We start from the raw sequence: 20771 nt of genomic DNA on the forward strand, positions 1-20771 counted from the left end.
GCCTGAAGGGAAAGCTGCACGTTATCAGCAAGCGTTACACTCAGCGCATTGAGCGACATAATCTGAATCTGAGACAACATCTGGCAAGGCTGGGACGGAAGTCACTGTCGTTCTCAAAATCGGTGGAGCTGCATGACAAGGTCATCGGGCATTATCTGAACATAAAACACTATCAGTAAGTTGGAGTCATTACCGATGAGAAGCTGATGCAAAATTCCGTCTTTATAATGAAAATGATGCCAAAGCGAACGACAAGGTTGTAGTTTTCACTACATGTCCATACATAAAATGGGGTAACATTCACGCGCCTGGTAGCGTTACCAACGCTACGCTCAAACATAATGATTCTAATAAAACCCCAGGAGACTACTATGCCTGAAGCAACGCCTTTTCAGGTGATGATTGTGGATGATCATCCACTTATGCGACGCGGTGTTCGTCAGTTACTGGAGCTTGATCCTGGCTTTGAAGTGGTCGCCGAAGCGGGCGACGGCGCGAGCGCGATCGATCTGGCGAATAGACTGGATATCGACGTGATCTTGCTGGATCTCAATATGAAAGGTATGAGTGGCCTGGATACCCTCAATGCCTTGCGCAGGGATGGCGTTACCGCGCAAATTATTATCCTGACCGTATCAGATGCCTCCAGCGATGTCTTTGCGCTGATAGACGCAGGCGCAGACGGTTATCTGTTGAAAGACAGCGACCCGGAAGTATTGCTGGAAGCAATTCGTGCTGGAGCGAAAGGCAGCAAAGTCTTTAGCGAACGCGTCAATCAGTACTTACGTGAACGTGAAATGTTTGGCGCGGAAGAAGATCCCTTCAGCGTGCTGACGGAGCGCGAGCTGGATGTTCTGCACGAGCTGGCACAGGGGCTGTCAAATAAACAGATTGCCTCGGTGTTGAATATTTCAGAGCAGACAGTAAAAGTACATATTCGCAATCTGCTGCGCAAACTCAATGTCCGCTCACGCGTGGCAGCCACCATTCTGTTCCTGCAACAACGCGGGGCACAATAAAATAGCCCGATGGCATCACCATCGGGCCTCTTTTTATTTACTCTCCTGCGGCGACAAATGTTGCATCGCCTGCGCGATACTACGTTCAATCACCGCACGGCGAGTATCGTTGGCAGATAAGAGTTTCAACATCATCTCCCACGCGGCAACGGCTTCGCCAAATCGCTGCTGCTCAAAGGCATTAAACGCATACATGCTTAACACACGGATATTGCTATGGTCCGTTCTCACCAACTGGCGCAGCAGTTCACCACCGAGGCGGTTGTCGTTGGGATCAGATGAACGTGTCAACGCTTCAGCATAACCCAGTGCTGCATCACTGTTTTTCGGATCGAGGCGATACGCAGTAGCGTATGCATCGGTGGCGATACTGGCGTTACCCAGCGCCATGCCAACGCGGCCCAACATAATCCAGCCTTCTATATCTCCCGGATTTTTTTGCAGTTGAGTACGCATCCCCAGCGCAAGACGCGACATCTCTTCTTCGTTGAGCGGATCGGCTTTCGGATCCAGCGCCCTGTCCAGCAACGCCGGAGCCTGTGCCGTGGCCTGCTGCCAGATTTTCACCTGCTGATAATTGCCAGTCTGGTAGTAGCTGACGCCAGCCACAATTAACGCCACCACAATACCCGGCAGATAAACAATATATCCGGCACGCTTACCTTCCGGCACGCTTTGTTCAGGAAACGCGTCCGGCACCACGCGTACCCGACGCCGCGAACGGGCGTAAATGACCCAACCGCCAATGCCAATAGCCACTACCGGAAGCACCCACAGCAGCACGGTCAGCGGCGTTAACGGCGGATCGTAAGTGACGAAGTTGCCGTAACGCGCCACCATATAATCGACAATCTCTTTTTTACTTTTACCTTCCTGCATCAGTTCATACACTTTCTGGCGCAGGTCGGTGGCAATCATCGAGTTGGAATCGGCAATGCTGTTGTTCTGGCATTTCGGGCAGCGTAGTTCTTCAGTGAGTTGGCGGAACTGCTGCTCCTGCGCTTCATCCTTAAACTGCAACACGTCGATGGTCGCCAGCGCTGAGCCGGAGATCATCAGCATCAGCACGCCCAATAAAAACCTCATTGTGCGGCCTCCTTACTGTATTTCTCCCACAGCGGCTTGATCTCTTCTTCCCAGACGCGAGGATTGAGATCGCCCGCATGGCGATAGCGAATGATGCCGTTGCCGTCGATGAGGAACGTTTCTGGCGCGCCATAGACACCGAGATCCAGCCCTAACATGCCATCGCCATCAAACAGGCTTAGCGCGTAAGGATTGCCCAGCTCTTTCAGCCAGCTTATTGCCTTCTGGCGATCGTCTTTATAGTTCATGCCGACCACGCGAATGCCCTGCGCAGAAAGCTGATTCAGATATTGATGTTCCGCACGGCAGGTCGGACACCAGGTAGCCCAGACGTTAAGCAGCACAGGTTTGCCCTGAGTCAGCACATCCGCCTGATAAAACTGCCCCGGATTGTCCAGTGATTCGAGGCGAAACTTCGGCACTGGCTTGCCAATGAGCGCCGATTCCAGATTGGTCGGATCATCCCCTTCGGCATTACGCGCCAGCTGCCACAGCAGCGCCGCGGCAATCGCCAGGAAGATAATCAACGGAATTAACAATACTTTGCGCTTCATACAGCCTCCGGCGCAGTTTTTTGCGGACTCACGCGCTTACGATAGCGAGGATCAAACAGACACAGCAGTCCGCCCAACGCCATCATCAGCCCGCCCGCCCAAATCCAGCGAACAAACGGTTTGTAGTAAAGACGCACGGCCCACGCGCCGTTTTCCAGCTCTTCACCGAGCGCGGCGTACAGGTCACGCGTGATGCCGCCGTCAATCGCCGCTTCGGTCATCATCGACCCGGCAGTGTTGTAATAACGTTTTTCCGCATACAGCACCGTTTCCGGTTTACCCTCTCGCGTTACGCCAATAGTCGCCACACCGCCGCGCCAGTTCGGGCCAGTCACCTCTTTGACATCACGGAAGGTGAAGCGATATTCATGAATATCGACGCTATCGCCGGACTTCATGCGCACATCACGCTCAACGCTATAGTTCTGGCTAAAGGCAATACCAACAATTGTCACTGCCAGCCCCAGGTGAGCCGCCACCATTCCCCAATAACTGAAGGTGGTTTTCGTGCCACGTGAAATACGCAGCGCAGCTTCCGCAATTGCCAGCACAGCAATCCAGCAGGCCATTGCCAGGCCGAGCACCGTCATCGCCACAACTTTGCTTTCGAACAGCCACGGCAGCAGCAGCGACAGCACCAGCGTTGAGATGAAGGCGATAATCAATAAATTGCGGATTTTACGTGGGCGATCGCGCCCCCAGCGCACCAGAGGACCGACACCAAGCAGCAGCGCAAACGGCACCATCAGCCAGGTAAACATGGTGTTGAAGAACGGTTCGCCAATCGAAATACTGCCCAGTCCCAGTTGCTTGTGCACCAGCGGCAGCAGCGTCCCCAGTAATACCACCAGCATCGCGGCGACCAACAAAACGTTGTTCGCTAACAGCAGAGATTCCCGCGACCACAGCGCATTGTTTACGCGTGAGCGAACTTTGTGTCCACGCGCGGCAAACAGCAGCAGCGAACCACCAATCACCAGTACCATAAAGGCGAGGATAAACATACCGCGTGCCGAATCAGAGGCAAACGCGTGTACCGATACCAGCACGCCGGAACGCACCAGGAAAGTCCCCAGCAGACACAACGAGAAGGCACTGATTGCCAGCAGTAATGTCCACGCTTTGAAGCTGGCGCGTTGTTCAGTGACCGCCAGTGAGTGCATCAGCGCAGTCCCCACCAGCCACGGCATAAACGAGGCGTTTTCTACCGGATCCCAGAACCACCAGCCCCCCCAGCCGAGTTCGTAATAGGCCCATGCGGAACCGAGCACAATGCCGAGCGTCAGGAAAATCCACGCCGCCAGCGTCCACGGGCGAGTAAAACGCGCATAAGTGCTGTCCAGACGCCCGCTCAGCAAAGAAGCAATGGCAAAAGCAAACGCCACCGAGAAACCCACGTACCCCATATAAAGCAGAGGCGGATGGAAGATCAGCCCCGGATCCTGTAACAGCGGGTTAAGATCGCGCCCTTCAATTGGGAAGTTCGGCAGCGTGCGTGAGAACGGGTTAGAGGTAAAGAGAATGAACAGCAAAAAGCCGACGCTGACCATCCCCATTATCGCCAGTACACGGGCCACAATATCCAGCGGAATACGCTGACTAAAAATCGCCACCGCAAAGGTCCAGCCGCTCATCAGCAGCACCCACAGCAGAAGCGAACCTTCATGCGCGCCCCAGGTAGCCGCCACGCGATACCACACCGGAAGCTGGGTATTGGAGTTGCTGGCAACATAGGTGACGGTAAAGTCGTTGACCACGAAAGCATTGACCAGCACCAGAAATGCGCCAGCCACAGACATAAACAGCAGCCAGGCAAACAAGCGGGAAGACGCCATCATGCGCGCATCTCCGCGCGCCACGCCCCATAGCGGATACACGGACAGCAGCAGCGCAATTCCCAGCGCCAGGCACAGCAGCCCGTTTCCAATTTCCGGCATCATGATGCTGGGTCCTTATAAACACTCGCCGGGCGACGGTGGTTAGCTTCCATCGCTTTCTCAACTTCTGGCGGCGTGTAGTTTTCGTCGTGTTTCGCCAGCACTTCTTTCGCGAGGATATGATTGCCTTTTTCCAGCTCGCCCTGCACCACAACGCCCTGCCCTTCACGGAACAGATCCGGCAAAATGCCTTCGTAAGAGACATCCACTGAGCCTTCAGCGTCGTAAATGGTGAAGGTCACTTTCAGCGAATTGGGATCGCGCTGCACACTACCCGGCATCACCATCCCGCCAACGCGCAGACGCTGACCGACTTCCGGCATTTGCTGAGTTTCACGCTTGCCGTAGAGAATTTCCCCCGGCGTATAAAAGAGATCGATATTCGAGCGCAGCGCATACAGCACCAGACCGATGGTCAGCGCCAAACCTGCCAACACAGCACAGGCAATCCACAAGCGGTTTTTACGGCGAATATTCATGCAGCCTCCTGCTGTTGCGCAGCACGTAAACGCGCCTCACGCGCCCGCTGTTGCTCCACACCACACAGAATTGCGCGATGCTGCATCACCGAGTGCACGACCAAAACCACCAGCGGAATAACGGTCATCACCACCGCCAGCCAGACAAAAAAGGCGTAACCGCCCATTGCGAAAAATTCATTCCAGGAAGCAAATGCAGGGGTCATTTACGGCCTCTTTTCAGTATCAGTTCACTCACCCACGGACGGCGTTTTTCCATCAGCAAAATCAAATTACGCATCCGCATCAGCGTCAGCGTGGCAGACAGGAGCAGGAAGCCAAAAATCGACCAGCGCAGCGGCGAACGCATCGCCGGATCGATACTTTGCTGCATCCGCGTTGATCCCTGATGCAGGGTGTTCCACCACTCCACGGAGTAATGAATAATCGGCAGATTCACCACGCCAATCAGCACCAGGATACCTGCCGCACGGCCCGCCAGACGGCGGTCGTCGAAGGCGTGCCACAGGGCAATCACACCCACATACAAAAACAGCAGCACCAGTTCAGAAGTCAGACGTGCATCCCATACCCACCAGGTGCCCCACATCGGTTTTCCCCATGCAGAGCCGGTAACCAGGGCAATAAAGGTAAACACGGCACCAATGGGGGCCATCGCCGCCACCGCCAGGTTGGCCATTTTCATCTGCCAGACAAGGCCAATAAACGCCGCCACCGCCATTGATGCATAAATACCCATCGACCAGATCGCCGCAGGCACATGCAGGTAGATAATGCGGTAGCTATTTCCCTGCTGATAATCAGCCGGAGCAAAGCCGAATCCCCAGATCCAGCCGACGGTAAGCACGACCACACTGGCAATTGCCAGCCACGGTATAAACCAGCCACAGATTTGATACAGCCGTGGTGGGATCGCCAGTTGATGCAGTGTTTTCCACATAGTTTCGATACCAGACTCGAACAAAAATCAGTAATCCAGCGTTATTGAATGCTGATTCGTAACGCTGCCGCCGTCGCAAAAGGACTTAATGTCGCGGTGCCTGCCAGCAACGCGCCTAAAATTGCCAGATACCCGTCAACGGGCAAATGCATGGAAGCCGCGTCCATCGCGGCGGTGGCAAAGATGAGTAATGGGATAGTCAGCGGTAACACCAGTATGCTGAGCAGCACACCACCGCGCTTAAGTCCCACTGTCAACGCCACACCCGGTGCACCGAGAAAGCCAAGCGTAGGCGTTCCCAGCAGCAGCGTCAGCGCCATCACTTGCCAGCCATAAACATCCATTCCCAGTAGCATTGCTACCAGTGGCGAAAGGATGAGTAACGGCAGACCGGTTACCATCCAGTGCGCCATCACCTTCGCCAGCACAACGGCGGGCAAGGGTAACGGCAACAACATCAATTGTTCAAGACTGCCGTCCTGCAAATCGTCACGGAACAGTCGTTCCAGCGCCAGCAAGGATGAAAGCAGCGCAGCAACCCAGATAATGCCCGGTGCAATACGCGCCAGCAGTTGCGGCTCCGGACCGATACTGAGCGGAAAAAGGGTAATTACAATCAGGAAGAACCACAGCGGGTTGGCGATTTCGGCGCTATGGCGAAACGCTACACGCAGCTCAAGACGGAAAATGCGCCAGAACATCATGCGGCCCTCGTTTGCGTCAGTGAAATGCGGCGAATTTTACTTTCAGCAACGTTGAGCGGCTGGTGGGTAGTCAGAATCACAATCCCCCCCTGCTCCGTATGCTGCGCCATACGCTGGGTCAGACGATCGACGCCGTTAACGTCAATCGCGGTAAAAGGCTCGTCGAGGATCCATAACGTGGCACGGGTCAGCCACAGACGCGCTAAAGCGACGCGGCGTTGTTGCCCGGCCGAGAGCTGATTTACAGGAATATCTTCGAATCCGGCAAGCCCGGCCTGCGCCAGGGCTTCCAGACATTGTGCGGTATCGCCATCGCGATGATAAAAGTGCAGATTTTCTAACGCCGTCAGCCGGGTTTTGATCCCCGGCTGATGGCCTATCCATAACAGGTTTTGATGGTAGCTGTCGCGTACCTGATGCAAGGGCTGCCCTTGCCAGAGAACCTCGCCTGCGTCAGGGCGAGACAACCCCGTCAGCAAACGGAGAAGCGTTGTCTTCCCCGCGCCGTTGCTACCGGTGATTTGTACCCACTCTCCTGCGTTCAGCGTAAATGACAAGCCACTAAATAAGGTTCGTTCATCCCGCTCACAAAGTAACTCTCTGGCTTCAAGCATACCCACGCAATAACCCTGTTAAAAACCTGGCTCGACTTCACGCATATCGGGCAGCTTGTGCGCTATCCCTTTATGGCAATCAATACAGGTTTGCCCATCTTTCACCGCCTGGTCATGCATCTTCGCGGCAACCGATTTCTGGGCGGTTGTATCCATATACTCGAAGTTGTGACAGTTACGGCACTCCTGCGAGTTATTGTCCTTCATGCGCCGCCACTCATTCTGTGCCATCGTCAGACGATGAGCTTCAAATTTCTGCGGCGTGTCAATAACGCCAAAAATTTTACCATACAGCTCTTTACTTGCTTTGAGCTTGCGTATCATCTTCGGCACAAACTCGTGCGGAACGTGACAATCCGGACAGGTCGCACGGACGCCGCTACGGTTGTTGTAGTGCACGGAATCCATGTATTCCTGATACACCGTGTTGCGCATTTCGTGGCAGCTAATGCAGAACTCTTCGGTATTGGCTTTTTCCATCCCAGTGTTAAAGCCACCCCAGAAGACGATGCCGCCAACAAAACCGATCAACAGCAGCGTCCCCAGCGCCAGACGGCTGGGGGTACGCCACCATTTCCACAGGCGCTTAATCAGACCAGGCTTACGGTCAGAATTTCCCATAATAACCTCTTATTTCCCGTAACCTTTTGATGGGGTAAAGGTATTCCCCACGATTGGCGCGGTATCGGCCTGCGGTACGTGACATTGCAGACAGAAATAACGACGCGGAGCCACTTCCGCGCCCACTTTGCCGTCGCTGTCCATAAAGTGAGTAGGACTAATGCGCGGCGCGCCAGTGGTGCGATAACTTTCGACACCGTGGCACTGCAAGCAGCGGTTGGTATTGGTCGTTACCTGATAACCTTCAACGCTATGCGGGATCATTGGCGGCTGATTCACATAGTTCAGCGGCATCCGTTCCTGCTCTTTTGGCATTCGAATGGCCCCTTCCTGTGTCCCGGATACTTCCGGCGACTGGCTAAAATCGACGCCATTAGCCGCCCAAACCGCGCCGCTTACCACCAGGGCCAGCATCGCCGTCCATTGACACAGCGCTTTCTTCAGGTCATGGCTTTTCATGATTTCGCTCCCGAACTCCATCGTGTAGTTATTGTAAATACATCCTCAGAACAGACATCCACGCAGCGACCGCACGTCATGCAATCGCGGCTGGTGACCTGCACCGGGCTTTGTTCATCCAGCACCGGGGCACGTAGCACACGCGGTTCCGGGCAAACATGAAAACAATCCATACAGCGGTTACATTTCTGCCGATCGGTGGCCGCAACGGTAATCACACCTTTGCTACCCAGCACGCCATACAGCGCGCCAACCGGACAAATGTGCCCGCACCAGCCGTGTTCAACGACCAGTAGATCAAATAAAAACAGCGCGAGAATAAGCAGCGCGCCGCTGCCGAAGCCCATTACCAGGCTGCGCCCCATCAGAGATACGGGGTTGATCCATTCCCAGATGAGCGTGCCAGTTAAGGCCGATCCCAGCAGAATGACCACCAACAGCACGTAGCGAATGTGGCGAGGGATCGTCGCAGACTGATTGAGGTCAAAGCGCCTGCGTAACCAGTTCGCTAAGTCGGTAATCGGATTCAGCGGGCAGACCCAGCTGCAAAATAATCGCTTTCCTGCCAGGGCGTAGAGCACGGTGATAATCACCGCACCGGTCAACGCCACCGTGGCAGGCAGATGACCGCTGGCAAGACTTTGCAGCGTCATCAGCGGATCGGTCAGCGGAACGGTGTCGAATAACAGGCTACTGCTGTAGTTACCGTGTAAGATCCACACACCAAACCACGGACCGCTCAAAAACATCCCCAGCACGAAGAACTGACAAAGGCGACGTAACACCAGCCAACGGTGACTGCGCCACCAGCCTTTTTTCTCCAGCGCCTCGCGCCCGGCGTCACGTTTACGATTTGCCATTGTTCCCCTCCAGCCAGCCGAAGCGGTAATGGTGACCTAACTCCCCTTTAGCCAGTGACAGCGGTAACACCTTGATTGCCGGTTGTTCCAGCACGCACACTTTTTCGCACTTACCGCAACCGGTACAGGCGTCTCTGTGAACCGTCGGCAGAAAGCGGGCGTGCTTACCGGTACGCGTGTTGCGCTCCAGCTCCAGGGTGATGGCCTCATCAATTTTCGGGCATTCGCGATAACAAACATCGCAGCGCAGCCCCTGAAAGTTGAGACAGTTTTCCTGGTCCACCAGTACCGCCAGCCCCATCCGCGCGTCGTCGATCGATTCGATCTCACGATCCAGCGCACCGCTCGGGCACACTTTGGCGCACGGAATGTCCTCACACATTTCGCAAGGAATATCCCGTGCGACAAAATATGGCGTGCCCGCCGACAGACCAGAGGCCAGCGTCGCCAGTTTTAAGGTGTCGTAAGGGCAAGCCTGAACACACTGACCGCAACGCACACAGGCACTGGCAAAGGCGTTCTCGTTTATGGCTCCGGGCGGGCGCAACCGCACGCCAGATGCGCGTGCGGTTTGCTGTTGTAACCCCAGCGCCACACCCACGGCAGCCAGCCCGCCTGCTGTGCGAACAACATCGCGCAGAAAGCGGCGGCGACCATTTTGAGGTTTCGCTGACCGGGACATAATGGCTTACACCTTCTCCAGTTTGACTGCGCACTTCTTGAAGTCCGTCTCTTTCGAGAGCGGATCGGTCGCGTCCAGCGTTAGTTTGTTAACCAGCTGTGCGGCGTCGAAGAACGGCATGTACACCAGGCCCTGCGGCGGACGGTTACGACCGCGCGTTTCGACAATCGAGATCACTTCGCCACGGCGAGAAACCACTTTCACTTTGTCGCCACGACGCAGATCGCGCGCTTTCGCATCCAGCGGGTGAATAAACAGGACCGCTTCCGGGAAGGCGCGGTGCAGTTCTGGTACACGGCGAGTCATACTGCCGGTGTGCCAGTGCTCCAGAACGCGTCCGGTAGAGAGCCACAGGTCGTACTCTTCATCCGGTGCTTCCGCCGCCGGTTCGAATGGCAGTGCGAAGATCACCGCTTTGCCATCCGGTTTGCCGTAGAACTTATAGCCTTCGCCCGCTTTCACGTACGGGTCGTTACCTTCGCTGTAACGCCACTGCGTTTCTTTACCGTTCACCACCGGCCAGCGCAGACCGCGCGCTTTGTGGTAGTCATCGAACGGTGCCAGATCGTGACCGTGACCGCGACCAAACCATGCGTACTCTTCGAACAGCCCTTTTTGCAGATAGAAGCCCAGCTCGCGGGATTCATCGTTCAGCTGATCTTCCGCCAGTTCGGATACCGGGAATTTGCTCACTTCCGGTGTGGCATACAGCACTTCGTACAGCGTTTTGCCACGCAGTTCCGGTTTCTTCGCCAGCAGATCTTCCGGCCATACTTCTTCAGTTTTGAAGCGGCGGGAGAACTGGACTAACTGCCAGAGATCCGATTTCGCTTCGCCCGGTGCCTGTACCTGTTGACGCCAGAACTGAGTACGGCGTTCGGCGTTACCGTAAGCGCCCTCTTTCTCTACCCACATTGCGGTCGGCAGGATCAAGTCGGCGGCCAGCGCACTGACTGTCGGATACGGATCGGAGACGATGATGAAGTTGCGCGGATCGCGCCAGCCCGGCATACGCTCTTCATTGATGTTCGGCCCGGCCTGCATGTTGTTGGTACACATGGTCCAGTAAACATTCAGTTTGCCGTCTTTCAGCGCACGGTCTTGTGCCACCGCGTGCAGACCGATTTTCGCCGGAATGGTGCCGCTCGGGATATTCCACTTCTTCTCGCAGATATCACGGTGTTTCTCGTTGGTCACCACCATGTCCGCAGGCAGACGGTGAGCAAAGGTGCCCACTTCACGCGCAGTACCACACGCAGAAGGTTGCCCGGTCAGGGAGAACGGACCGCAACCCGGCTGGGAAATTTTGCCGGTCAGCAGGTGCAGGTTGTAGACCAGGTTGTTAGCCCACACGCCACGAGTATGCTGGTTGAAGCCCATCGTCCAGTAGGAGATGACTTTCTTGTTCGGATCGGCATACAGCTGCGCCAGTTGTTCTAACTGGTCTTTCGGCACGCCGGTCATTTCGGCAGTTTTTTCCAGCGTATACTCGGCAACGAAGGCTTTGTAATCTTCAAAGCTCATCGGTTCGGAGGCGTCAGAACCTGGATTCTTCGCTGCTTTTTCCAGCGGATGGGTCGGACGTAAACCGTAGCCAATGTCCGTCGCCCCTTTGCGCAGGTTAACGTGTTTGCTGAAGAAGTCCTGATTTATCGCATTGTTTTGAATGATATAGTTGGCGATGTAGTTCAGGATCACCAGGTCAGACTGTGGCGTAAAGATGATGCCGTTATCCGCCAGCTCGAAGCTACGATGCTGGTAGGTAGAAAGCACCGCCACGGTGACGTTCTGATTAGAGAGACGACGGTTAGTGATGCGCGACCAGAGGATCGGGTGCATCTCCGCCATGTTTGCGCCCCACAGCACAAACGCGTCAGCCTGCTCGATGTCGTCATAGCAGCCCATCGGCTCATCCATACCAAAGGTACGCATAAAGCCAACTACTGCCGACGCCATACAGTGACGCGCGTTCGGGTCGATGTTGTTCGAACGGAAGCCCGCTTTAAACAGCTTGGACGCGGCATAACCTTCCCAGATAGTCCACTGACCAGAACCGAACATACCGATCGATTCCGGCCCTTTTTCTTTCAGGGCGGTTTTGAATTTCTCTTCCATCACATCGAAGGCCTGATCCCAGGTGATTAGGGTAAATTCGCCTTCTTTGTCATATTTACCGTTTTTCATACGCAGCAGCGGCTGCGTCAAACGGTCTTTACCGTACATGATCTTGGGCAGGAAATAGCCCTTAATGCAGTTCAGGCCACGGTTAACCGGTGCGTCTGGGTCGCCCTGACAGGCCACCACACGTCCCTGCTGCGTTCCGACCAGAACGCCGCAACCAGTACCGCAGAAACGGCACGGCGCTTTATCCCATTTGATGGCTTCCTGCTGACCAACAACGGCGCGGGCAACGCCCGGCACGCTGAGACCGGCAGCCGCCGCAGCGGCCGCAACGGCGTTAGCTTTCATAAAGCTACGACGACTGAGTTTCATGGTGTTTCCTCACCTTGCTCTTCCTGCTGGTGATAAACCAGCGACACCGCCAGCACGCCCTCTACGTTGCGTACTGACTCAATGGTTTGGATCAGCGTTTCGCTGTCTTCTGCTTCCACCACCACAATCAACTGACCGCTCGGCGCGTCGCTGACAGCAACTTCACAGCCGGGAAAGGCGTTCAGTTGGGTGCTGATGTCTGAAATTCGTTCGCTTTTGGCCTGCACGACCAGGCTGCAAACTTGCCAGTTAGTGTGCATGGAGATACTCCGCAGTTATGGCTGATACCGGACAGCTGGCTGCACATGCTCCACATCCGTTGCAAAGTTGGCTATTAAGTTGCGGCTGGTAGATCCCGGAGAGCGTCGGGCGAAAGATAATTGCCATTGGCTCACAGCTATCCTGACAGCGGCGGCATTCAACTGACTGATACGCCAGGCACGCGTCCCCAATGGTGAACTGCAAATCCCAGGCCCTAGTGTGGCGCAGAGAAAATAGCGATTCGGGGCAAGCCTGCGCGCAAGCGTAACAGAAGCTGCACTCGTTATTTTTGAAATTAACGCTCGGATAGCCGCCCGCGCCGCGTTGCAGAATGTTGTTTTCACAAGCATTAATACAGGCGTCGCAACGGGTGCAATGGGTCAGAAAATGAGATTCATCACCGGACCAGGGCGGACGGATACCGTTACTGGCTTTGCGCCAGCGACCAGTGAGTATGCCCCGACGGGATGCATCAATCTTCACATTGACCTTCCATCATTAACGCGCTCTGAAAATTGAGAGCGACCAAATAAACCGCATAATTAATAAGCCATTTTTATAACCGCTAAGATATTAAAGGATGTGTCAAAGATGCATACCCCGATCGGGGTAAAACCTGTAGCAGGATCAAAAGAGTGGCGGGAAGCGTGGCAAAAACGGGCTTTTGCTCACATTTCAAATGGTTATAAACATATTTATATAGCGATTAATTCACCAGAGATATTTCTGCTGGTTTGTTCTCTCATCAGAATTTAACACTAAAAGAGCAGGTAAAATTGTCTGAATATTCTTTAAGTTATTCATAAAGCAAATTAATAAATCTTATGAATATGTTAACCTTCAGCGACATCATCGGTGAAAACCTATAAATGAAGAAGGAAAGCAAAAAAATGAAGACCATTCTACCTGCAGTATTGTTTGCCGCTTTCGCTACCACTTCCGCCTGGGCGGCAGAAAGCGTCCAGCCACTGGAAAAAATCGCGCCTTATCCACAAGCTGAAAAAGGGATGAAGCGTCAGGTGATTCAGTTAACCCCGCAAGAAGATGAATCTACCCTGAAAGTAGAACTGTTAATCGGTCAGACGCTGGAAGTCGATTGCAATTTGCATCGTCTCGGCGGGAAGCTGGAAAGCAAAACGCTGGAAGGCTGGGGCTATGATTATTATGTCTTTGATAAAGTTAGCTCGCCGGTTTCCACGATGATGGCCTGCCCGGATGGCAAGAAAGAGAAGAAATTTGTCACCGCGTATCTGGGCGATGCTGGAATGCTGCGTTACAACAGCAAGCTGCCGATCGTGGTGTATACGCCAGACAATGTAGATGTGAAATACCGCGTCTGGAAGGCGGAAGAGAAAATTGACAACGCAGAAGTTCGCTAAACTGTTGTGAAGTACGGCACCCCGTTGGTTGGATAAGGCGGTTACGCCGCATCCAACATCTAACGCCCGAGCCGGTTGCCTGATGCGACGCTGGCGCGTCTTATCAGTATACGCCACATCCGGCATACCATGCCGGATGTGGCACATCATTACAACGCAATATCCGCCACTTCTTTTTGAACGGGTTGCGGTTTCAACTGCGGTTTTGGCGTACTATCTGCTGCCTGCGGCTTGTCGTATTTCAGCCCCAGCACTTCGCTGGTGTACTGCAACTCGCGTTCTGTTGCCGCTACATCACCGTTCAGCTTGCGTCCATAAGACGGAACGATCGCTTTCAACGTAGCCTGCCATTGCGGGCTGGAAACGCGATCGCCAAATACTTTTTCCAGCAGATCCAACATAATCGGCGCGGCGGTTGACGCCCCTGGCGATGCTCCCAGGAGCGCGGCAATGGTCCCTTGCTGGTCACTGACCACTTCAGTACCCAGACGCAGTACACCACCTTTATCGGCATCACGCTTGATAATCTGCACACGCTGCCCCGCTTGCCACAAACGCCAGTCCTCTTTTTTCGCCTGCGGATAGTACTCTTTCAACGCTTCAAAACGATCCTCTTCACTCAACATCACCTGACTCACCAGATATTTCACCAGATCGAAATTATCCAGCCCGACGTGCATCATCGGCATCACGTTAGAGGTGGTGGTGGAACTCATCAGATCCCACAATGAACCGTTTTTGAGGAATTTGGTTGAGAAGGTGGCAAATGGCCCAAACAGCACTACGCGTTTACCGTCCAGAACGCGGGTATCGATATGCGGAACCGACATCGGTGGTGCGCCAACGGATGCTTTACCGTAAACCTTCGCCAGATGGTGATTAACCACGTCCGGGTTTTCCGAAACAAGGAACTGTCCGCCCACCGGGAAACCGGCGTAGTCTTTCGCTTCCGGAATCCCCGATTCCTGTAACAGCTTCAGCGCCGCACCGCCCGCGCCGATAAAGACAAATTTGGCACGAATGTTCTGTGCAGTGCCATTTTTCAGATCGGCAACGGTAACGGTCCAGGTGTTATCGTCATTACGCTTTAGGGCGCGGACTTCGCTGCTGAGTTGCAGCGAGAAGTTAGATTTCTTCTGCAAGGAAGCAATTAACTGGCGGGTGATCTCGCCGTAGTTCACATCGGTACCAATTTCCGTACGCGTGGCTGCCACTTTCTGTTGCGGATCGCGCCCTTCCATCACTAACGGTGCCCACTCTTTGATCTGCGCGTGATCTTCAGAGTAACGCATACCGCGAAACAGCGAGCTTTGTTGCAACGCGGCGTAACGGGCGCGCAGGAAATTAACGTTATCCTCGCCCCAGACAAAGCTCATATGCGGAACGGTATTGATAAATGAACGCGGAGTACGCAGCACGCCGCGCTCGACCTGGTGCGCCCAGAACTGGCGGGAAATCTGAAATGCTTCGTTAATGGCGACTGCTTTTTCAATACTGATACTGCCATCGGCGTTTTGCGGGGTGTAGTTCAGTTCCATCAGTGCAGAATGCCCGGTTCCGGCGTTATTCCAGCCGTTCGAACTCTCCTGCGCGACACCCTCCAGGCGCTCCAGCATGGTCATCGACCATTCAGGCTCCAGCTCGCGTAAATAGGTCCCCAACGTGGCGCTCATAATGCCGCCGCCAATCAACAGTACATCAGTTTCCTGCTCCTCGGACGCTTTCGCTTTTGCCGCCATCGAAACGGCATTAAGCCCCACGGCCATCGAGAAGAGCATGGCAGTCACTTTTTTCATCTTGTTAATGCCTTACTTTTAGTCGCTTTATTGCAGGTGAGATTTGCGCGGCATCAAAGGTAACACTTAAGTAACAACATTTAAATAATGTTTATAAATTATATTCTAATTTTAGAAACATTATAATTTCGTTGATTAATTATAGGGTTATTAGAAATGAAGGGATTTTTAGCATATTGACCTGACGGCAGCAGTCCGCCAGGTCAGCGTCGTAATATTATGCCGTCCGGGCAACGGCATCACGCGAAGCGGCATCGCGCTCTTCGCCCGTCAGCTCGCTAAGTTGCCCATTGCGCATTTCCAGCAGGCGGTCGGCGTGGATAAAGTAATGATCATCATGACTGATAGCGAAAATAGTTTTACCCATCTCCTGCATCAGCGGCAGCAACACCTGATAAAACTCACGACGGAAGTGTGGATCCTGATCCGCCGCCCATTCATCCAGCAGGATAATATCGCGTTCTTCTGCCAGCGCCAGCAACAGCGCCACGCGTTTTTTCTGCCCTTTTGATAACTTCAGGTTAACAATACGCCCGTTGCTTAACTCAAGCTTATGAGCCATTTTCAGCTGCGCCAGCCACTTCTCAACCAGTTGCGGGTTAGCGGGTTTACCCTCCGGCCCCAGCAGTTGATCAAACAGCCAGACATCGGTAAACACTGCCGAAAACAGTTTGCGATAATCTTCCGGTTGTTCGCCGCTGACAGGTTTGCCATCCAGCAAGATTTCGCCGCTTTGTGGCTGATACAAGCCCGTCAACAACATCGCCAGCGTCGATTTTCCACTACCGTTACCACCAATCAGAAACAGTAGCTCGCCACGTTTGATGGTGAGATTAATCGGACCAACGGAAAACGCGTTATCCTGATAGCTAAACGTCACATTACGCAGCTCCAGCGTTTGCCAGTTGGGAAACGCCTGCGGGCGCGGAAACTCTGCTTTGAAAGGCGCGAGCGCGAATTTGTTCAGCTTGTTAAACGCCACCTGCGCCGTCAGCAGCGTCGGCAATGCGCCAACCGCCGAAAGCAGCGGCGTACGCAGGAATAAAAGCGTCAACGAATAGGTCGCAGCAACGTTGGTATCAGCCCAACCGAGACTGTTCGCCATCCAGAACACCAGGCCGATAGCGCCCAGCATCATGATGTTTGACCAGTTCACGGCACTAAGATGGAAGGTGTCTGCGCGAATAATATGATGGCGATACTCTTGCGCATCGGGGATGTAGAGGTTGTTAAACACATACTCGGCGCGTTCCCGGTTCAGAGTCAGCTCTTTGCGCCCTTCAAGTACAGTTTGAAAATCCGTGTACAGCTTGTCTTCGGTTTCACGTAGGGTCGCCATATGTTTGTACACCCGCGCCACCAGTACAAAACCACCCCAGATGGTGATCGCCATCCAGATAGCCGTTACCAGCAACATTTTGCCCGACAGCATCCACAGATACGCCGCGGAACCGATAGTGAGAATGATCCCCTGCACCAGTTCCGGAAGACGCACAAAAGCAATGGTGATATTGCGCACATCGCTGGTTAATCCCGCCAGCAACGAGGCGCTACCGAGTTGTTCAATGCGCTCGACGTGGGTATCCAGAATCCGCTTGATAAATTCACTACGCAGTCGGTAAACGAAGTGATGCCCCAAAGTGGTGAGCGCCAGTTGCGATCCGAGAGTGACTGCCATCAACAGCAGCAATAATCCCAGAAACTCCGGCAATACCAGCAGACTGGTATCCGCCATTTCGATAAGGCGCTGATTGATAAAAGCAATTAAGCCAATGCCTAATGCCGCACTGGCGAGGCTTAGCGCCATCACACTGATAAATGGCCAGCGATACTGCCGCCAGACAAGTACAAGAAGTTCCATGCAGAAAACCCGGACAATGAATTACAGCCCGCAGTTTAAACATCTTCGCGCGCACAGCAATAATAATTCTTATTTTTATTCTTTTTTACCTGCCTGACGGAATGTCAGGTTGTAGCGCAGTCGGTGGTGAGTGGATGAAACCCCGCTTTCAACGGTTGAATACCGTGATAAAACAGCCGCGATTCACCGCCCCATACCACCACATCGCCATGTTCCAACAACAAACGTTTGAGCGGATCATTACGTTTCAGGCCACCAAATTGAAAAATCGCGGGTAAGCCCAGAGAAACAGAAACAATTGGCGCGCGCAGATCCGGTTCGTCTTTATCCTGATGCAGCGACAGTTTCGCGCCAGGAGCGTAGCGGTTGATAAGACAAGCATCTGGCTGGAAATCTGGATAGCCCGCCGCCGTAGCCGCACGTTGACATAAATCATGAAAGCTTTGTGGCATGGCGGGCCACGGTTTATTTGTTTGCGGATCAATGGGCGAATAGAGATAACCTTGCCGATGGGTCGTCCAGCCCAGATGCCCACAGTTGGTCATCGCCACCGACATGGTATATCCCCCGGGGGTGACCATCTGGCGAAACGGCGACTGGCTGGCAACGTCATTAATATCGCGGATCAGTTGCTCCGCAGCGTTAAAAGCAAAACGCCGTAAAATTACCGCACCAGCCGCCAGTGGCTCTTGCCACGGTTCAGCATCGGCAAACAGATCCAACATTACCTCTCCTCATTTTCAGCTTCGCGGCGCAGCAGTTGCGCTTTACGCGACACGCCCCAGCGGTAACCGGAAAGTGTGCCATCACCACGGACCACTCGATGACAGGGTATTACGATAGCCAGCTTGTTGGCGGCACAGGCGCTGGCAACGGCCCGTACCGCTTTCGGTTTGCCGATGGCGTTAGCCAGTTGCTGATAACTGACGGTTTCACCGCAAGGTATCGTGCGCAGTGCCTGCCAGACTTGTTGCTGAAAAGCAGTGCCGCGAATATCCAGCGGTAACGTCAGCGGCGTATCGCGTTGATTGAGGCTGGCGATCACTTCACGCACATGTTGCTGAAACGTCAGATCGGCAGGCGCGTTGTCGGCAGCGGGAAACATCTGCTGCAACTCGCTGATTAATGTCGCGTCATCATCGCCCAGCAATATCGCGCAAATCCCCCGCTCGCTTTCTGCCACCAGGCAACGACCCAGCGCACAATCAGCCAGCGCGTAACGCACCGCCAGATTTTCGCCACCGTGACGGAATTGTTTAGCCGTCATGCCCAGCGTTTCATCGGCTTTGCGGTAGTAACTGCTGCTGTCGGGGAATCCGGCGTTAAGAATAGACGTCGTCACGCTCTCCCCTTTCGCCAGCGATTCGCGCAAACGGCGAGCGCGCCAGGCCTGTTGCCAGGCTTTAGGCGTCATTCCGGTAGTCGCTTTAAACAACCGATGTAGATGAAATGGACTCATCGCCACCTGGTCGGCTAAGGCTTCCAACGTTACAGGCGTTTCCTGTTCCAGCAGTCGACACGCGTGGGTGATTTTATCCAACCGATGTTGCTGGGCATTGGCTTTATCAGGTTGGCAGCGTTTGCAGGGGCGAAATCCGGCGGCGAGTGCCTCGCTGGCATTTGCGTAGAAGGAGACATTTTCCCGCAAGGCATGTCTGGCGCGGCAAGACGGACGGCAAAAGATGCCTGTGGTGCGCACGGCGAAAACGAATTCGCCGTCGGCATTCGGGTCGCGGGCTAAGACAGATTGCCAGCGTTGATCGTCAGTTAAGCATGTGGCGTTTTTCATAATCAGCTCCCTGGTTAAGGATAGCCTTTAGTCTGCCCGGTCACCATCACGCAAAAACCAACAATCTTGCGCTTTAATTTTTTTCGCTGACAAGGAAGCTTTTAAACTGTGGTGACATCCAGGTTTTAAAGCTATCGCCTTCTTTGGTGATCATATAAACCGCCAGCCCTTCCCGGCGAACAACCTCTTTGGCTTTCTCCGGCCCGAGTACCATCAAGCCAGTATCCCAGGCATCGGCTTCCAGCGCCGTCGGAGCAATCACCGTCACGGATACCAGATTGTGTTCGATGGGACGCCCGGTTTGCGGATCGATAACATGAGAAAGACGTTTGCCGTCCAGTTCGTAATAGTTACGGTAGCTGCCAGAGGTGCTAATCCCATGACCGTTGATATCCACCACAGCCTGAACTGCGTTTTCTTTATCGGTTGGTTTTTGAATCGCTACCCGCCACGGCAGGCCTTCACCGTTCATACCACGGCTGTTCAGCGCGCCGCCCACCGACACCAGATAGCGGGAAATCCCTTCCTGCTCCATCAAGCGTGCCAAGTGATCCGCCGCATAACCTTCGCCGACGGTAGAGAGATCGACATATAAATCCGGCAGGTCTTTTTGCAGATATTGCTGATGCGACTGATTAATGACCGTAAGGTGCTGTAAACCAGTTTTGGCTTTCATCTCGTCGATCTGTTCCTGGCTCGGAATTTGAACCGGCTGTTGTTCCGGGCCAAAGCCCCACAGATTTACCAGCGGCCCGACGGTAATATCCATCGCACCATCGGTCTTCGCGCCAATGCGCAGCGAGGTAGTGACGATTTCGGCCATCGCTTCACTTACTGGCCACGGCGACAAACTTTGCGAGTCGTTAAAGCGCATCAGCGCGGAATCTTTTTTATAGGTCGAAAGCAGCTGATCGTCGGCGTCCAGCTGGGTCTGAATCTTTTCTTTAAGTTCGGCACTGCGTTTGGCATCAATGCCCGGGATGCTGGCACGCCAGAAGGTACCCATGGTTTTGCCTTCAAGAACGGTAACTTCAGTAGCGTGGGTTTTGGCGGGTTGTGGTTTTTGATCGCAACCAACAAAGAAGAGCGCGGCAGCCAGCAGTGCCACGCGGGTAAAGCTTATTTCCATACGTGATTATCCTCATGCGAACGGTCGCAAGAGTACACCAAAAAACTGAGTTTGTACGCTGAAAACAATGAAAAAAGGGCCCGCAGGCCCTTTTTTCGATATCAATCG

Annotated in this window: 23 protein-coding genes and 1 pseudogene; 4 read left to right on the forward strand and 20 right to left on the reverse strand. The window is 53.9% G+C overall.

What is annotated here, in order from left to right; translation table 11 throughout:
* Both BFF42_RS15525 and narP read left to right on the forward strand, forming a co-directional pair.
* The coding region (locus tag BFF42_RS15525; protein ID WP_000663719.1) for an IS1 family transposase at positions 1–179 on the forward strand (179 nt) is incomplete at its 5' end.
* Between the two features lie 192 nt (positions 180–371).
* Positions 372–1019 carry a nitrate/nitrite response regulator protein NarP gene (gene narP, locus BFF42_RS15530; RefSeq protein ID WP_001113637.1) on the forward strand — a complete coding sequence of 216 codons (648 nt, stop codon included), beginning with the start codon at positions 372–374 and terminating at the stop codon, positions 1017–1019.
* Between the two features lie 33 nt (positions 1020–1052).
* On the opposite strand, the gene ccmH is transcribed toward narP, so the two are convergent.
* From ccmH to napF, 15 genes are read right to left on the reverse strand one after another with little or no spacing between them, the layout of a single operon-like run.
* Positions 1053–2105 carry a cytochrome c-type biogenesis thiol:disulfide oxidoreductase CcmH gene (gene ccmH, locus BFF42_RS15535; protein WP_001211560.1) on the reverse strand — a complete coding sequence of 351 codons (1053 nt, stop codon included), beginning with the start codon at positions 2103–2105 and terminating at the stop codon, positions 1053–1055.
* On the reverse strand, positions 2102–2659 hold the full coding sequence (gene dsbE / locus BFF42_RS15540) for a thiol:disulfide interchange protein DsbE (RefSeq protein WP_000824439.1): 558 nt from the start codon (positions 2657–2659) through the stop codon (positions 2102–2104). The genes ccmH and dsbE overlap by 4 nt, the downstream gene beginning before the upstream one ends.
* Positions 2656–4599, reverse strand: coding sequence for a cytochrome c-type biogenesis heme lyase CcmF (gene ccmF, locus BFF42_RS15545; protein ID WP_000982462.1), 1944 nt, complete (start codon positions 4597–4599; stop codon positions 2656–2658). The genes dsbE and ccmF overlap by 4 nt, the downstream gene beginning before the upstream one ends.
* The gene (gene ccmE, locus BFF42_RS15550) at positions 4596–5075 is read right to left on the reverse strand and encodes a cytochrome c maturation protein CcmE (RefSeq protein WP_001026418.1); all 480 of its coding nucleotides are present in this window, start codon (positions 5073–5075) and stop codon (positions 4596–4598) included. Before ccmE ends, ccmF begins: the two co-directional genes overlap by 4 nt.
* Complete coding sequence (gene ccmD, locus BFF42_RS15555) at positions 5072–5281, reverse strand: heme exporter protein CcmD (protein ID WP_000186538.1); 210 nt, start codon at positions 5279–5281, stop codon at positions 5072–5074. The genes ccmE and ccmD overlap by 4 nt, the downstream gene beginning before the upstream one ends.
* Positions 5278–6015: a heme exporter protein CcmC gene (gene ccmC / locus BFF42_RS15560; protein ID WP_001295447.1), complete on the reverse strand. Its 738-nt coding sequence runs from the start codon at positions 6013–6015 to the stop codon at positions 5278–5280. The genes ccmD and ccmC overlap by 4 nt, the downstream gene beginning before the upstream one ends.
* Before the next feature lie 41 nt (positions 6016–6056).
* The gene (gene ccmB, locus BFF42_RS15565) at positions 6057–6719 is read right to left on the reverse strand and encodes a heme exporter protein CcmB (RefSeq protein WP_000971730.1); all 663 of its coding nucleotides are present in this window, start codon (positions 6717–6719) and stop codon (positions 6057–6059) included.
* Positions 6716–7339, reverse strand: a complete 624-nt coding sequence (gene ccmA, locus BFF42_RS15570) for a cytochrome c biogenesis heme-transporting ATPase CcmA (RefSeq protein ID WP_000525587.1) — start codon at positions 7337–7339, stop codon at positions 6716–6718. Before ccmA ends, ccmB begins: the two co-directional genes overlap by 4 nt.
* A 12-nt stretch (positions 7340–7351) precedes the next feature.
* Entirely contained in the window at positions 7352–7954 is a 603-nt protein-coding gene (gene napC, locus BFF42_RS15575) for a cytochrome c-type protein NapC (RefSeq protein WP_000528376.1), read from the reverse strand.
* A 9-nt stretch (positions 7955–7963) separates the two neighbouring features.
* Positions 7964–8413, reverse strand: coding sequence for a nitrate reductase cytochrome c-type subunit (gene napB, locus BFF42_RS15580; protein WP_000835177.1), 450 nt, complete (start codon positions 8411–8413; stop codon positions 7964–7966).
* Positions 8410–9273 carry a quinol dehydrogenase ferredoxin subunit NapH gene (napH, locus tag BFF42_RS15585; RefSeq protein ID WP_000013507.1) on the reverse strand — a complete coding sequence of 288 codons (864 nt, stop codon included), beginning with the start codon at positions 9271–9273 and terminating at the stop codon, positions 8410–8412. The genes napB and napH overlap by 4 nt, the downstream gene beginning before the upstream one ends.
* Positions 9260–9955 carry a ferredoxin-type protein NapG gene (napG, locus tag BFF42_RS15590; protein ID WP_000091290.1) on the reverse strand — a complete coding sequence of 232 codons (696 nt, stop codon included), beginning with the start codon at positions 9953–9955 and terminating at the stop codon, positions 9260–9262. The genes napH and napG overlap by 14 nt, the downstream gene beginning before the upstream one ends.
* Positions 9956–9961: 6 nt before the next feature.
* Positions 9962–12448, reverse strand: a complete 2487-nt coding sequence (gene napA / locus BFF42_RS15595) for a periplasmic nitrate reductase subunit alpha (RefSeq protein ID WP_000778039.1) — start codon at positions 12446–12448, stop codon at positions 9962–9964.
* Entirely contained in the window at positions 12445–12708 is a 264-nt protein-coding gene (napD, locus tag BFF42_RS15600) for a chaperone NapD (protein ID WP_000557378.1), read from the reverse strand. Before napD ends, napA begins: the two co-directional genes overlap by 4 nt.
* Complete coding sequence (gene napF, locus BFF42_RS15605) at positions 12698–13192, reverse strand: ferredoxin-type protein NapF (protein WP_000686719.1); 495 nt, start codon at positions 13190–13192, stop codon at positions 12698–12700. Before napF ends, napD begins: the two co-directional genes overlap by 11 nt.
* Before the next feature lie 108 nt (positions 13193–13300).
* On the opposite strand from napF, the gene yojO reads away from it, so the two are divergent.
* Both yojO and eco read left to right on the forward strand, forming a co-directional pair.
* Positions 13301–13465 carry a protein YojO gene (gene yojO, locus BFF42_RS28180; RefSeq protein WP_001296837.1) on the forward strand — a complete coding sequence of 55 codons (165 nt, stop codon included), beginning with the start codon at positions 13301–13303 and terminating at the stop codon, positions 13463–13465.
* A 113-nt stretch (positions 13466–13578) separates the two neighbouring features.
* Positions 13579–14088, forward strand: a complete 510-nt coding sequence (gene eco / locus BFF42_RS15610) for a serine protease inhibitor ecotin (RefSeq protein ID WP_000712251.1) — start codon at positions 13579–13581, stop codon at positions 14086–14088.
* Positions 14089–14237: 149 nt separating this feature from the next.
* Here the strand turns inward: eco and mqo are convergent, their stop codons facing one another.
* The 5 genes and pseudogenes from mqo to apbE form a co-directional block, all read right to left on the reverse strand.
* On the reverse strand, positions 14238–15884 hold the full coding sequence (gene mqo / locus BFF42_RS15615; RefSeq protein ID WP_000758039.1) for a malate dehydrogenase (quinone): 1647 nt from the start codon (positions 15882–15884) through the stop codon (positions 14238–14240).
* Between the two features lie 217 nt (positions 15885–16101).
* Positions 16102–17745, reverse strand: coding sequence for a microcin J25 efflux ABC transporter YojI (gene yojI / locus BFF42_RS15620; RefSeq protein ID WP_000422160.1), 1644 nt, complete (start codon positions 17743–17745; stop codon positions 16102–16104).
* Positions 17746–17820: 75 nt separating this feature from the next.
* A pseudogene (alkB, locus tag BFF42_RS15625) lies at positions 17821–18470 on the reverse strand (DNA oxidative demethylase AlkB).
* Positions 18470–19534: a bifunctional DNA-binding transcriptional regulator/O6-methylguanine-DNA methyltransferase Ada gene (gene ada, locus BFF42_RS15630; protein ID WP_000786355.1), complete on the reverse strand. Its 1065-nt coding sequence runs from the start codon at positions 19532–19534 to the stop codon at positions 18470–18472. Before ada ends, alkB begins: the two are co-directional and overlap by 1 nt.
* Positions 19535–19607: 73 nt before the next feature.
* Entirely contained in the window at positions 19608–20663 is a 1056-nt protein-coding gene (gene apbE / locus BFF42_RS15635; RefSeq protein WP_000406105.1) for an FAD:protein FMN transferase ApbE, read from the reverse strand.
* Between the last annotated feature and the right edge of the window lie 108 nt (positions 20664–20771).

The sequence above is a fragment of the Shigella sp. FC1661 genome (assembly GCF_001712525.1).
GTDB classification, from domain to species: Bacteria; Pseudomonadota; Gammaproteobacteria; order Enterobacterales; family Enterobacteriaceae; genus Escherichia; species Escherichia coli.